Annotated in this window: 12 protein-coding genes; 8 read left to right on the top strand and 4 right to left on the bottom strand. The window is 73.4% G+C overall.

The annotated features are described in order from the left end of the window. Positions 1-130: 130 nt before the first annotated feature. Genes egtA through egtD form a run of 4 tightly spaced genes read left to right on the top strand, consistent with a single transcriptional unit; the run spans position 131 to position 4540 of the window. A complete protein-coding gene (gene egtA / locus ACWCSV_RS31935) occupies positions 131-1483 on the top strand; it encodes an ergothioneine biosynthesis glutamate--cysteine ligase EgtA (RefSeq protein WP_451148264.1) in 1353 nt (450 codons plus the stop codon). Next, the gene (gene egtB, locus ACWCSV_RS31930) at positions 1480-2826 is read left to right on the top strand and encodes an ergothioneine biosynthesis protein EgtB (protein ID WP_451148262.1); all 1347 of its coding nucleotides are present in this window, start codon (positions 1480-1482) and stop codon (positions 2824-2826) included. Before egtA ends, egtB begins: the two co-directional genes overlap by 4 nt. Continuing rightward, complete coding sequence (gene egtC, locus ACWCSV_RS31925) at positions 2826-3581, top strand: ergothioneine biosynthesis protein EgtC (protein WP_451148260.1); 756 nt, start codon at positions 2826-2828, stop codon at positions 3579-3581. Before egtB ends, egtC begins: the two co-directional genes overlap by 1 nt. Then, positions 3578-4540: an L-histidine N(alpha)-methyltransferase gene (egtD, locus tag ACWCSV_RS31920; protein ID WP_451148258.1), complete on the top strand. Its 963-nt coding sequence runs from the start codon at positions 3578-3580 to the stop codon at positions 4538-4540. Before egtC ends, egtD begins: the two co-directional genes overlap by 4 nt. Here the strand turns inward: egtD and ACWCSV_RS31915 are convergent. The 3 genes from ACWCSV_RS31915 to ACWCSV_RS31905 form a co-directional block, all read right to left on the bottom strand. Continuing rightward, the gene (locus ACWCSV_RS31915) at positions 4483-5361 is read right to left on the bottom strand and encodes a lysophospholipid acyltransferase family protein (protein WP_451148256.1); all 879 of its coding nucleotides are present in this window, start codon (positions 5359-5361) and stop codon (positions 4483-4485) included. The genes egtD and ACWCSV_RS31915 overlap by 58 nt on opposite strands. Continuing rightward, a complete protein-coding gene (locus tag ACWCSV_RS31910; protein ID WP_451148254.1) occupies positions 5358-6194 on the bottom strand; it encodes a GNAT family N-acetyltransferase in 837 nt (278 codons plus the stop codon). Before ACWCSV_RS31910 ends, ACWCSV_RS31915 begins: the two co-directional genes overlap by 4 nt. Positions 6195-6407: 213 nt before the next feature. Continuing rightward, positions 6408-7667, bottom strand: a complete 1260-nt coding sequence (locus ACWCSV_RS31905; RefSeq protein ID WP_451148252.1) for an extracellular solute-binding protein — start codon at positions 7665-7667, stop codon at positions 6408-6410. 203 nt (positions 7668-7870) lie between these two features. Between ACWCSV_RS31905 and ACWCSV_RS31900 the strand changes: the two genes are divergently transcribed. After that, positions 7871-8086 (top strand): dodecin, encoded by a 216-nt coding sequence (locus tag ACWCSV_RS31900; protein ID WP_451148250.1) that lies wholly within the window; start codon positions 7871-7873, stop codon positions 8084-8086. 308 nt (positions 8087-8394) lie between these two features. On the opposite strand, the gene ACWCSV_RS31895 is transcribed toward ACWCSV_RS31900, so the two are convergent. Continuing rightward, complete coding sequence (locus ACWCSV_RS31895; RefSeq protein WP_451148248.1) at positions 8395-8883, bottom strand: phosphatase domain-containing protein; 489 nt, start codon at positions 8881-8883, stop codon at positions 8395-8397. A gap of 254 nt (positions 8884-9137) precedes the next feature. Between ACWCSV_RS31895 and ACWCSV_RS31890 the strand changes: the two genes are divergently transcribed. From ACWCSV_RS31890 to ACWCSV_RS31880, 3 genes are read left to right on the top strand one after another with little or no spacing between them, the layout of a single operon-like run. After that, positions 9138-10859 carry a diacylglycerol kinase family protein gene (locus tag ACWCSV_RS31890; RefSeq protein ID WP_451148246.1) on the top strand — a complete coding sequence of 574 codons (1722 nt, stop codon included), beginning with the start codon at positions 9138-9140 and terminating at the stop codon, positions 10857-10859. Then, complete coding sequence (locus ACWCSV_RS31885) at positions 10859-11812, top strand: YihY/virulence factor BrkB family protein (RefSeq protein WP_451148244.1); 954 nt, start codon at positions 10859-10861, stop codon at positions 11810-11812. The genes ACWCSV_RS31890 and ACWCSV_RS31885 overlap by 1 nt, the downstream gene beginning before the upstream one ends. A gap of 54 nt (positions 11813-11866) precedes the next feature. Next, positions 11867-12640, top strand: a complete 774-nt coding sequence (locus ACWCSV_RS31880) for a phosphatase PAP2 family protein (protein WP_451148242.1) — start codon at positions 11867-11869, stop codon at positions 12638-12640. Positions 12641-12753 lie beyond the last annotated feature (113 nt).

The following is a 12753-nucleotide window of genomic DNA, read 5'->3' as shown; positions in this document are numbered from 1 at the left end:
GTGGTACATGGCGCACATGTTCGACGCCGGGTGAACTCCGCGCAACGTCTTTTCGCCGGGGCGGGGCGCCCTTGTGCGATCGGTCGGCAGGGGTTTGGGTGGAAGGGAGGCATCGGAAGAGGAGGCACGTATGCCCCCGAACGCGACCACCGGAACCGGCACCCGCACGCATGGATCGCCCCTCGGCGAGAGCGAGGCGGAGGATTTACTGCAGGCCATCTGTTTCAAGACGGGTCCGCCCCGCACCGTCGGCGTGGAACTCGAATGGCTCATCCACGACTCCGCACATCCTGATCTGCGGGTCGCCCCGGAGCGCCTGGACGGCGCCTTCGCCGAGGTGCGGGCGCTGGAGCTCGACTCGGCGCTGACCTTCGAGCCCGGAGGGCAGCTCGAACTCAGTTCGCGGCCCGCCGGATCCCTGATGGCGTGCGTCGACGCGGTCGCCGCCGACCTGGCGGCCGTACGCACCACGCTGGGCCGGTCGGGCCTGGTCCCGACGGGGCTGGGCGTCGACCCCTGGCAGTCGCCCCGGCGGTGGCTGAGGGAGCCGCGCTACGACGCGATGGAGGCGGCCCTGGACCGCTCGGGAACGGCCGGGCGGGCGATGATGTGCACCTCCGCGTCGGTGCAGGTCTGCCTGGACGCGGGCGAGGAGGAGCCGGGGCCGCTCGGTTACGGCCGGCGGTGGCAGCTCGTGCACCTGCTGGGCGCGGTGCTGGTGGCGGCGTTCGCCAACTCGCCCTTCCAGCAGCGGGCGCGGACCGGCTGGCGTTCGACCCGGCAGGGGCTGTGGGCCGCGCTCGACCCGGACCGGACGTTGGCTCCCCCGGGGCATCTTCCGCCGCGGGAGGCATGGGCCGCGCACGTACTGGACACCAGCGTCATGTGCATCCGTACCGGCACGGGCCCCTGGGAGGTGCCGGACGGGCTCACGTTCCGTCAGTGGATCCGGGGAGGTGGTCCCCGGCCGCCCGCCGCTGAGGACCTGGAGTACCACATGACCACTTGCTTCCCGCCCGCCCGGCCACGCGGTCATCTGGAGCTGCGCATGATCGACGCCCAGTCCGGGGCGGACGGCTGGATGGTGCCGCTCGCCGTCGCCACCGCGCTGTTCGACGATCCGGAGGCGGCGGAGACGGTGTACCGAGCCGTGAAGCCGCTGGCCGAGACGGCGGGGCCGAACGCGGCGCCGCGCAATCCGCTGTGGCGGGCGGCGGCCCGCGACGGGCTGACCGATCCGGAGCTGCGGGCCGCGGCCACCACCTGCTTCGAGGCGGCGCTCGGCGCACTCCCCCGGATCGGCGCGACCACCGCGGTGCTGGACACCGTGGCGGACTTCACCGAGCGGTACGTCGCCCGCGGGCGATGTCCCGCCGACGACCTGCCCGATCTCCTCTCCCCCGCGACCGCCGCCGCGTGGGCCGGGGCGTCCTCGGCGGGCGGCGCCCGGACCACTCCCTCCGGAAGGGGCCTGACCGCATGACCACCGTGTCCGACAGCAACTTCCATCTCGCGCCGGAGTCCGACGCCGAGGCTCTCCGCAGCCGGGCGCTGACCGCCCTGATCGCCGCCCGGGCCCGCACCTCGGTGCTGACGGACAGCGTCGAAGACGGTGAGCTCATCGCCCAGCATTCACCGTTGATGTCCCCGCTGGTCTGGGACCTCGCCCACATCGGCAACCAGGAGGAGCTGTGGCTCCTGCGGGCCGTGGGCGGCAGGGACGCGATCCGGCCGGAGATCGACGGCCTCTACGACGCGTTCGAGCACCCGAGGTCCGCCCGCCCGTCCCTGCCGCTGCTGGCCCCCGCCGAGGCGCGGACGTACGCCTCGGACGTACGCGGCCGGGTGCTGGAGATCCTGGAGAGCGCCCCGCTGCACGGCGGCGGGCGCCCTCTGGAGCGTGCCGGGTTCGCGTTCGGCATGATCGCCCAGCACGAACAGCAGCACGACGAGACGATGCTGATCACCCATCAGCTTCGCTCCGGCCCTGCCGCGCTGACCGCTCCTGAACCTCCCCGGGCCCAGGACTCCGTACGCCTCCCGAGCGAAGTTCTGGTGCCCGGCGGGCCGTTCACCATGGGGACGTCCACCGAGCCGTGGGCGCTGGACAACGAACGCCCGGCGCACCGGCGGGAGGTGGCCGCGTTCTTCCTGGACACCACTCCGGTCACCTGTGGGGCGTACCAGCGGTTCATCGAGGACGGCGGGTACACCCAGGAGCGCTGGTGGCAGCCGGCGGGCTGGGCGATGGTACGCGAACACGAGCTCACCGCACCGTTGTTCTGGCACCGTGAGGCCGGGCAGTGGCTGCGGCGCCGGTTCGGGGTGACCGAGCCCGTACCGGACGACGAGCCGGTGCTGCACGTCAGCTGGTACGAGGCGGACGCCTATGCCCGCTGGGCCGGGCGGCGGCTGCCGACCGAGGCCGAGTGGGAGAAGGCGGCTCGCCACGACGCGGCGGCCGGACGCTCGCTGCGCTACCCATGGGGCGACGCCGACCCCACGCCGGAGCGGGCGAACCTCGGCCAGCGCCATCTGCGGCCCGCCGCCGCCGGCGCCTATCCGGCCGGCCAGTCGGACGCCGGGGTACGCCAGTTGATCGGTGACGTGTGGGAGTGGACGGCCAGCGACTTCCTGCCCTATCCGGGGTTCGTCGCCTTCCCGTACCGCGAGTACTCGGAGGTCTTCTTCGGCCCGGAGCACAAGGTGCTGCGGGGCGGTTCGTTCGCGGTGGACCCGGTCGCCTGCCGGGGCACGTTCCGCAACTGGGACCTGCCGGTGCGCCGCCAGATCTTCTCCGGTTTCCGAACCGCCAGGGACGTCTGATGTGCCGTCACCTCGCGTATCTGGGGCCTCCGGTGGCGCTGGGCGAGGTACTGGTGGCGCCGGAGTTCTCGCTCGTACGGCAGTCCTGGGCGCCGCGCCGGCAGCGCCACGGCACGGTCAACGCGGACGGGTTCGGGGTCGGCTGGTACGCGCCCGGCGATCCGGAGCCGGGCCGTTACCGCCGGGCCGTCCCGGTCTGGGGCGACGAGACGTTCGGGGAGCTCGCCCGGGTGGTCCGCAGCGGGGCGTTCCTCGCGGCCGTGCGGGACGCCACGGAGTCGGGTGCGGACGGAGAGGCGGCTGCCGCTCCGTTCAAGGCGGGCCCGCTGCTGTTCAGCCACAACGGCGCCGTGCTCGGGTGGCCCGGCTCGCTCGCACCGCTCGCGTCCGCGCTGCCCGCGTCCGTCCTGCTCTCCCTGGACGCGCGCAGCGACTCGGCGCTGCTGTGGGCGATGATCCGCCACCGCGCCGAGGAGGGTGACGACCTCCCGCAGGCCGTCGCCGACACCGTCCTGGACGTGGCGGGGTCCGCCCCCGGTTCACGTCTCAACCTGCTGGTCGGCGACGGGAAGACCGTCGTGGCGACCGCCTGGGGCGACAGCCTCTGGTACCTGCACCGGCCCGGCCTCCGCACGGTGGTGGCCTCGGAGCCGTACGACGACGACCCGGCCTGGCACGAGGTGCCGGACCGCACCCTGCTGGTGGCGACCGTCGACGAAGTCCTGCCCACCCCGCTCAAGGAGACCCCCCGTTGAGTCCCTTCCTGCTGACCCGCACCCTGCCGGTGGACGCCACGGAGGCATCACTCCGCGCCGATGTGCTCGCCGGCCTGTCCCGGCGCCCCAAGACGCTGCCGCCGAAGTGGTTCTACGACGCACGGGGCAGTGAGCTGTTCGAGGAGATCACCCGGCTGCCCGAGTACTACCCGACCCGCGCGGAGCGGGAGATCCTGGTGGCGCACGCGGCGGACATCGCAGCCGCCTCGGGCGCCCGGACTCTGATCGAACTGGGTTCGGGCTCTTCGGAGAAGACCCGGCATCTGCTCGACGCCCTTCCGCTGCTGCACAGTTACGTCCCCGTGGACGTGAGCGAGAGCGCGCTGACCGGTGCCGCCGAGGCGCTGCTCGCCGAGCGTCCCGAGCTGAACGTGCACGCGCTGATCGCGGACTTCACCGGCGGCCTCGCTCTGCCGGGGACCCCGGGGCCCCGGCTGGTGGCGTTCCTGGGCGGCACGATCGGCAATCTGCTGCCGGAGGAGCGGGCCACGTTCCTGCGTTCGGTCCGCTCGATCCTCTCCCCCGGCGACGCGCTGCTGCTCGGTACGGACCTGGTGAAGGAACCGGCCACGCTGGTCGCGGCGTACGACGACGCGTCCGGGGTCACCGCCGCGTTCAACAGGAACGTCCTGGAGGTCGTCAACCGGGCCCTGGACGCGGATTTCGACCCCGGCGCCTTCGACCATGTCGCCCGCTGGGACGCGGATGCCGAGTGGATCGAGATGCGGCTGCGGGCCCGCTCGGCGCTCACGGTGAAGATCCATGAGCTGGATCTGGTGGTGTCGTTCGAGGAGGGCGAGGAGCTGCGTACGGAGGTGTCGGCGAAGTTCCGCGAGGACCGGGTGCGCGGGGAACTGGACGCGGCGGGGCTGCGGCTCGATCAGTGGTGGACGGACTCGGCGGGCAGGTTCGCGGTGTCGCTGGCGACGGCGGTCTGAGCGGACCGGGCGAGCGTCCGGCGGTCGTCCGCCCGGTCCGCCGGGAGTGGCGGCAGGAGGGTGACCTCGGCGGTCACTCCGGCGGCCCGCACCACCCTCCACAGCGAGGCGTGGAGCGGGTCGTCGCCGACGAACGCGACGGCGCGGGCCGGGAGGCGGGCGTCGCGGCCGGCGGGGGCGGGCTCGACGCGGTAGGAGATCCGGGCCGGCCGCACCGTCGCACCGGCGTCGACGGCCGCCTGGAAGACCGCGTGGCGGAAGGCGCCCGGTGGGCCGCCGCCGCACCGGGTGGAGCCCTCCGGGAAGGCCACGACCCGGTCGCCGGCGCGCAGCGCTTCGGCGACGGCGCCGACCGACGCGGGCAGCGCCCGCAGGCTCTCCCGGTCGATGAAGAGGGTGCCGCCGCGTGCGGCGAGGGTGCCGAGCAGCGGCCACCGCCGTATCTCGGACTTGCCGAGCATCCGCGCGGGGAGGACGGCCGCGACGAGCGGTATGTCGAGCCAGGAGATGTGGTTGGCGACGACCAGTTCACCGCCGCCCCGCCCGTCGGCCGGTTTCCCGCCGCTCCTGCCGCCCGGGTTCCCGGTGACCCGCATGCGCACCCCGAAGGTACGCAGGACGGTCCGGGACCAGCGGCGGACCATCCGGTCCCGGACCGGCTGCGTGAGCGCCGCCGCGAGGGGCGTGCACGCGGCGCCGCCGAGCGCGAGCAGACTGCCCGCCACCAGCCGTGCCACCGCCGGCAGGACGGGGCGAACCGCTCCGTGGTGGCCGGCGCAGGCCTGCGGTGTGCACGGGGATACGGGGAACCAGGCGTTCATCGCAGAGGCGCCATGGAGAGGAAGTGCCGCAGGTAGCGGGGGTCGGTGCGGCGCATGGAGAGGAGTATGTAGAGGTCGGCGCAGTCGAAGTCCGGGTCGTGGGCGGGCGGTCCGCACACCCAGGCGCCGAGGCGGAGGTAGCCGCGGAGCAGCGGCGGCAGGTCGGCGCGGGCGCCGGCGGCCGGCTGCGGGCCGGAGGTGCTCGCGGTGCCCGTCCAGAGGCGGTGCGGGGTGACCCGGTACTCCTCGGGGGCCAGGTGCCTGGTGCGTACGGTCTCCCAGCTGCGGGCCGCCCGGAGGCCGCCGTCGCCCAGGGGGAGCGAGCAGCAGCCGGCGAGCCAGTTGTGGCCGGTGCGCTCCATGTAGCGGGCGAGACCGGCCCAGATGAGGGCGATGACGGCGCCGTCGCGGTGTGCGGGGTGGACGCAGGAGCGGCCCACTTCGACGAGGTCGTCGCGCAGGGGGGCGAGCCGGGTGAGGTCGAACTCGCTCTCCGAGTAGAGGCGTCCGGCGGCGCGGGCGCGCTCGGGAGGCAGCACCCGGTAGGTGGCGACGACGTCGCCGGTGACGGTCTCCCTCACCAGCAGGTGGTCGCAGAAGGCGTCGAACTCGTCTCCGTCGAGGCCGGGTTCGGGGCCGTCCAGCCGGGCACCGAGCTCCCCCGCGAACACCTGGTGCCGCAGCCGCTGGGCGGCTCGTACGTCCTCGGGGCCGGCGGCGAGGGAGAGGTGGTAGGCGGGGGCCTGGGACCGGTCCGAGGAGCCCGCGGGACGGGCTGGGGCCGGCGCTTCGGGGACGGGGCGTACCGGTGGGGCGACGGGCAGCGCGGTCATGGCGGTCTCCGGGGACGGATCAGCAAGGGCGGCCGTCGGACCCCCGCGCGACGGCGGAGGTCCGGCCCCCTACTTCTTCCGCGGCCGGCTGGATTCGACGTGACCGCCATGGAGCGTGCGGATGTGCGACGGCTGAATCCCGGGGTGCGGCCCGGTCCCGCCCGTCCCCCGCACCCCGCCGGCCTCTCCGGCCCCGGCCGGGCGGGGCGCGCGTCAGCTGCCGGCGAGGAGGGAGCTGATGCGCTCCGAGGCCGACTTGGCTTCCTCGGCCGGGTCACGTCCCTCCAGCACCGCGGTCATGTAGGGCTTGATGGGGTTCTCGGCCTCGACCTCCGCCCACTGGGCGGAGTTGGGGGTGGCCCGTCCCTGGGCGGCTCCCTTCGCCATCGCGGCGGTGCCTTCCTGGCTCTCGATGGCGCCCGCGAGCTCCGGCTTGTTGGGGACGTAGCTCATGGCCAGGGCGAGTTCGCGCTGCCACTTCTCGCTCGCCAGCGCCTCGACCACCTTGACGCCGGCGCTGCGGTGCTCGGCCTTCTCCGGGACGATCAGGTCGGAGCCGCCGGTGAACACCGCGCCGGGCTTCTTCGAGGTCTTGCCGGGTATCGGGAAGTAGCCCAGTTTCCCCTTGAGTTCGGGGTTGGCCTGTTCGATGAGCGCGGCACTGCCCGGGGTGGAGATGATCTGGGCGACGTCGCCCCGGGCGAACACGTCGGTCTGCGGCGGGTTCTCCTCGTCGGCGTCCTTCGGGCCGGCACCGAGTGCCTGGAGCTTCTTGTAGAACTCCATGCCCCTGAGCGCCTCGGGGCTGTCCAGGGTGCCGGTCCAGTCGCCGTCGTTCCCTTCGGCGAGTTCGCCGCCCTCGTCCCAGATGAATCCGGCGAGGACGTACCAGTTCTGCCCCGCGAGGTAGATGCCCTGGTTCCCGTCCGCGTCCAGGCGTTCGGTGTCGGCGATCCACTGCTCGCGGTTCGTCGGCGGCGTGTCGATCCCCGCCTGCGCGAAGAGGTCCTTGTTGTAGATGACCACCCGGTTGGCCGCGTACCAGGGGATGCCGTACTGCACGCCGTTGATGCTGCCCGGGTCGGCGAGGCCCGGCAGCCAGTCCTCGCTGCCGAGGTCGCGCATGGCCTCCAGGGTGAGGTCGCGCAGGCCGCCGCTCTCCGCGTACTGGGCGACCTGCGTGTTGCCGACCTCGATGACGTCCGGGGAGTCCTTGCCCTTGCCCTTGAGCGCGGACAGCACCTTGGGGCCGATACCGCCCCACTCCTGGAACTTGAACTCCAGTTCGACGGAACTGTGTTCCTCCTCGTAGGCCGCGGTGAACTTGTCCAGGAATTCGGTGGAGGCACTGCCCTTCATCAGCCAGACCGTCACGGTTGTGTCCCCCGCGCCGGAGGGGGACAGGTAACCGCATCCTCCGAGAGCTACGGACGAGACGAGTGCGATGGCTCCGGCGAGAATCCGGTTCTTCACGAGCGTCACCTTCTGCGAATCAGCACGATGGAATCTTGACCCGGTGTGGGGGGACGCGGGCGGTGCTCGCACGGGTGTGTGGCTGGATTTTGGTATGGACCATTGAGCAGGTCAAGGGCCGCCCGTCACCCGGGCGTGACCGCCCGCTCCCTCGCGCACCTCCCGGGAGTAAGGCACCGTGGAGACACGAAGGGAGACATACGATGTCCAATCACACCTATCGGGTCACCGAGATCGTAGGAACCTCCGAGGAGAGCATCGACGCGGCGGTCCGCAACGGCATCGCCCGAGCGTCGGAAACGTTGCGCAATCTCGACTGGTTCGAGATCAAGGAAGCGCGCGGACACATCGAGGACGGCCGGATCGGGCACTACCAGGTGACGCTCAAGGTCGGTTTCCGGCTCGACGGGGCCTCCTGACCCGGAAGGGCCCGCCGGGCTCGGCCGGGGACGGGGACGACGACGGGCCCCCTGCCGCGGCCGAGCCCGGCGGGCTCCCTGTCACGGCCGGGGACGGACACGACGTGGCTCGGTCTCGCACGGCGTGACGTGGCACGACCCCACCCGGTGCCACTCCGCCCGGCGCCACCGACCCTGCGTCCCGGCGCCGGGGTGCTCGCGGGTGCCCCCGGCTCCTCCATGTCCGCCTCATGCCCGGGACGCGGCGACGGGGTGGCCCGAAGGATCTCCTCGCGGCGCCCTCGTCCCAGGGCGTCACCCGCGTTCCCTCACGTACGCCCCTGGCGCTCCTGAGCGTCCTTGAGCGCCTGGGACGACTCGGCCCAGCGGGCCCGCACCACCGTGAAACCGGCCGCCTCGGCGTCGTCGCAGACCAGCTCGTCGTCGTCCACGAGCATCCGGATCTCGCGCGCCCGGCCCAGCCGTTTCAGCACCTCCAGCTTGGTGCGGCGGGCAGGCCTGCGGTCGTCGTCGCGCCGCATGTGCAGCGGCCCCTCGGGGAGCCCGTGCAGGGAGATCCAGTCGAGGGTGTCGCGGCGGCAGCGTTCGGGGCGGCCGGTCAGGTAGACGACCTGGCACTCGTCGGCGCTCCGCACGGCGAGGCTGATCCCCTCGGCGAGCGGCGGATCGTCGACGGCGGCGGCGAAGAACGCGGACCAGTCCCGGCGCGCTCCCTCGAGGAAGTGCTGCCGGTGGGCGCTGTCCGAGAGCGTGCCGTCCAGGTCGAATACGGCAAAGGGCCTGGCGTCGTCGGTCATCCCTCCACAGTAGGCCCCCGTCAGGTCCGGGTCGTGCCGGCCTGCGCGCACGGGCCTCGGCCCCCTCCCGCCCCGCCGGTACGGAGGCTCCCCCGGCGGAGGGCTCGCGTCCCCTCAAGGCCGTCCCGCCTGCGCCGGTACGGCCCCGCCCGGCAGAGCCGAGGTCTGCCGTCCGGTTTCGAGGGCATACGCCGAGGGCCGGGCCGCACTCGCCGCCCGGATCCGATGAGCGAGTGCGGACACGTGGGGGTTCCATGCCGACTGCCCTGCCGGCGAGACAGGCCGGAGTCGACGACGAGGAGCGGCCGGGCGTCTCCCGTCCCGGCCGCTCCCCCGCCCTGACCAGCGGTATCGGTCGCGCCGCCGTACGCGTCGGTGCGCTGACGGTCTGCCAGGCGGGACTGCTGACGGGCTTCGGTCTGCTGATCACCGGCCCGGCACGGGACTGGTGGCCGCTGACCGTCGAGGACGAGGTGAACGAGGGCTTCGAGCGCATACGCACGCACGCGCTCACCACCGCCTCGTTCATAGGCTCCGGCGCGGGCAACACCTCGACGGTGATCGGCATCACCCTGCTGGTCTGCGTGGGGCTGGTCCTCCTTCCCTGGTTGCCGAGGTGGCGGGAGACCGTCTTCCTCGCGACCGCCGTGTCCCTCCAGGCACTGGTCTTCCTCATCATCACCGAGTCCGTCGACCGGACCCGCCCGGACGTGGAGCGCCTGGACGCCTCACCGCCGACCTCCAGTTACACCTCCGGGCACACGGGGGCGGCCACCGCGCTCTACGGCGGACTCGCCGTCCTGGCGCTGTCCCGGGTACGCGGCCCCTGGCGGAAGGTCCTGGGCGTCTTCTTCCTGCTGATCCCGCTGCTCGTCGGGGTCTCCCGGCTCTACCGGGGCATGCACCACCCCACCGACGTGGCGGGCGGCCTGCTGAACGGCGGCCTCTCGCTGCTGATCGTGGGCCGGGCCGTCCTCGCGGACGACTACGCGGCGGCCCCCGTACCCGCCGCCGCGGCCGATGTCGCCGTGGCGGCGGCCGTGGCCCGTACCGAGCAGCCGCCCACCGGGCACACGGTCGTCATCGTCAACCCCACGGTCACCGGCCCCGCGGTGCGGGACACCCTGCGGCTGGTACTGGCCCAGCACGGGCGCGGCGAACCGGTCTTCGCCGAGACGACGGCGGACGACCCGGGCGCCGGGCAGGCGGCGGACGCGGTGCGTGAGGGTGCGGGTCTGGTCGTGGTCTGCGGCGGCGACGGGACGGTCCGTACGGTGGCCGACGTCCTCGCGGGTACGGGCGTCGCCCTGGCGGTCGTCCCCTGCGGCACCGGCAATCTGCTCGCCCGTCACCTCGGGCTGCCGCTGGACCCCGCGAAGGCCCTGCACGCGGCGCTGGCCGGTGCCCCGCAGCGGCTCGACCTGGGCCGGCTGGAGGGTGACGGCGTCCCCGCGACCCACTTCACGGCCATGTCGGGGGCGGGCCTGGACGCGGCGATGCTGGAGCACACCTCGGACCGCGCCAAGTCCGCGGTGGGCTGGCCCGCCTACGTGGTGGCGGGGCTGCGGGAGCTGCGGTCCCCCCGGACCCGGCTGACGGTCCGCCTGGACGGTGGCCCGGAGCTGCACCGGAGCGTGCGGATGGTGCTCCTCGCCAACATCGGTACGGTGCAGGGCGGCACCGCCCTCGTACCCACCGCGCGGCCGGACGACGGGCTGCTGGACCTCGCGCTCTACGATCCGCACGGCCCGGCCGGCTGGCTGGGCGCCCTGCGGGTGCTGCTGCGCCCGTCCTCGGGCAGGGGCGGCGAGGGCGGAGGTCCCGTCGAGTTCTTCACGTTCCGCCGCGCCGAGCTGCACTTCGCGTCGCCGCAGCCCCGCGAGATGGACGGCGACCCGCTGGGCGCCGGTATCCGGCTCACCGCCGAGGTCGTGCCCGGGGCGCTGACCGTCCTCGTCCCCGCCGGGGGCGTGTGATGGGTACGGCGACCCGGGTCCCGCAGACCCGTGACATGACGGGCGACGAGCTCTCCGCCGACGAGGCGCTGGCCACGCTGCGCCGGTACGGCAGCTGGCAGCTCGTGCGCGACTCCTTCGTCCGCTTCCGCTACTCCGACGGGTTCAGCCACTCCCGGGCACTCGCCCTGCAGACGGTGCTGGCGGTGATACCACTGGTCATCGCGTTCGTCGGGCTCTCCGCCGAGATGCACACCGAGAACATCGGCCGGCTCGCCGAGCTGACGATCCACCGGATCAGCGCGGGCCCCAGCGCCGACGTCGTCGACGAGGCACTGGACCAGAGCCGACGCCAGACGGGCATCGGCGCCCGTCTGGCCCTCTGGTTCGGGCTCGCCTTCTCGATGGTCAACACCACCACCGCGATGTGCCAGGTCGAGCGGGGTGCGAACCGGATCTACGGTGTCGAACGCGACCGGGTCTTCCACCGCAAGTACCTGCGCGGTCTCGTCATGTCCCTCAGCGCGGGCATCCCGCTCGGCATCGGTTCGCTGCTGATGGTGGCGGGCGGGGACCTCGTGACCGCCGCGACCACCGTCTACCACCTCGGCGACGGCGCCCGGACCGCCTGGGACCTGCTGCGGTGGCCGCTGGGTGTGATTCTCGCCCTGATCTCCGCCAGCGCGATATTCCGCCGGGCGCCCCGGCGCAAGCAACCCGGTTACACCTGGCTGGCGTTCGGGGCGGCCGTCTACCTGGTGCTGTGGACCGCGCTGACCTGGCTGCTCAGCAAGTACCTTGCCTTCAGCGGGTCGTTCGACACCGTATACGGCCCCCTCAGCGCCTTCATGTCGCTGCTGCTGTGGGCCTATCTGACCTCGATCGCCCTCTTCCTCGGGCTGTCCTTCGCCGCGCAGCTCGAAGCGGTGCGGGCCCGGCGGCCCGGACCGATCCAGCCCGACCCGGGGGCCTGAGGGCCCCCGGCCCGGACAGAACCGAACCGATCCACCACGGACCCGGGAGCTCCCATGCCCGTACGCACCACCGCCCGCCGCTTCCGCGACAGCCGCCGGGCCGACCGGAGATTCGGCGCCCGGCTGCTCGGGGCGGTCGCGGTCGCCGCCGTGGCCGCGGTGCCCTTCGCCCTGCTGCTCGTCCTCGTGGAGGGGCACTGGCAGCCGCTGCGCCGGCTCGACGCCTCGGCGGCCCTGCGGCTGAACCGGACGGCCCTCGACCACCCCGAGTGGACCAGCACCCTGCGGTTCCTCTCCGACTGGGTGTGGGACCCGACCACCCTGCGGACCGCGGTGGCGCTGCTGACGGTCTGGCTCCTGTGGAAGCGGGCCTGGCGGCTCGCGTCCTGGGCCGCCGTGACGACGGTGGGCGGAGGGCTGGTCGGGCTGCTCGTCAAGACCGTGGTGGAGCGCGCCCGGCCGTCCCTGGAGGACCCGGTGGCGCATGCGCCGGGCTTCTCCTTCCCCTCCGGGCACGCGATGACCGCGACCACCTCCTTCGCGGTCCTGCTGCTGGTCCTGCTGCCGATGGTGCCGCGCGCCTGGCACGCGGTGTGCTGGGGCGTGGCGGCCCTGTCGGTGGTCGGAGTGGGGTTCACCCGGGTCGCGCTCGGCGTCCACTGGTTCAGCGACGTGGTCGGGGGCTGGCTGCTCGGGGCGGCGGTGGCCGCACTCACCGCCTGGGCCTTCGAGGCGTGGCGCAGCGACGTGGGGCGTCGGCGGACCGAGCTCGGCGAGGGCCTGGAGCCCGAGCTGACCGGAGCCGAACCGGAGCGCCAGGACGCCTGACGGCGCGTACCCGCCGAGAAGCCCGCACCGAGGGAGCGGCGGTACGCGACGGGGTCTGGTGAGCGGTGGGGCCGGCGAGCGACGAACTCCTGAGCACCCGGCCCACCGCTCCC

The organism is Streptomyces sp. NPDC001770 (genome assembly GCF_053596135.1).
This window is presented reverse-complemented; position numbering and strand designations above follow the sequence as displayed.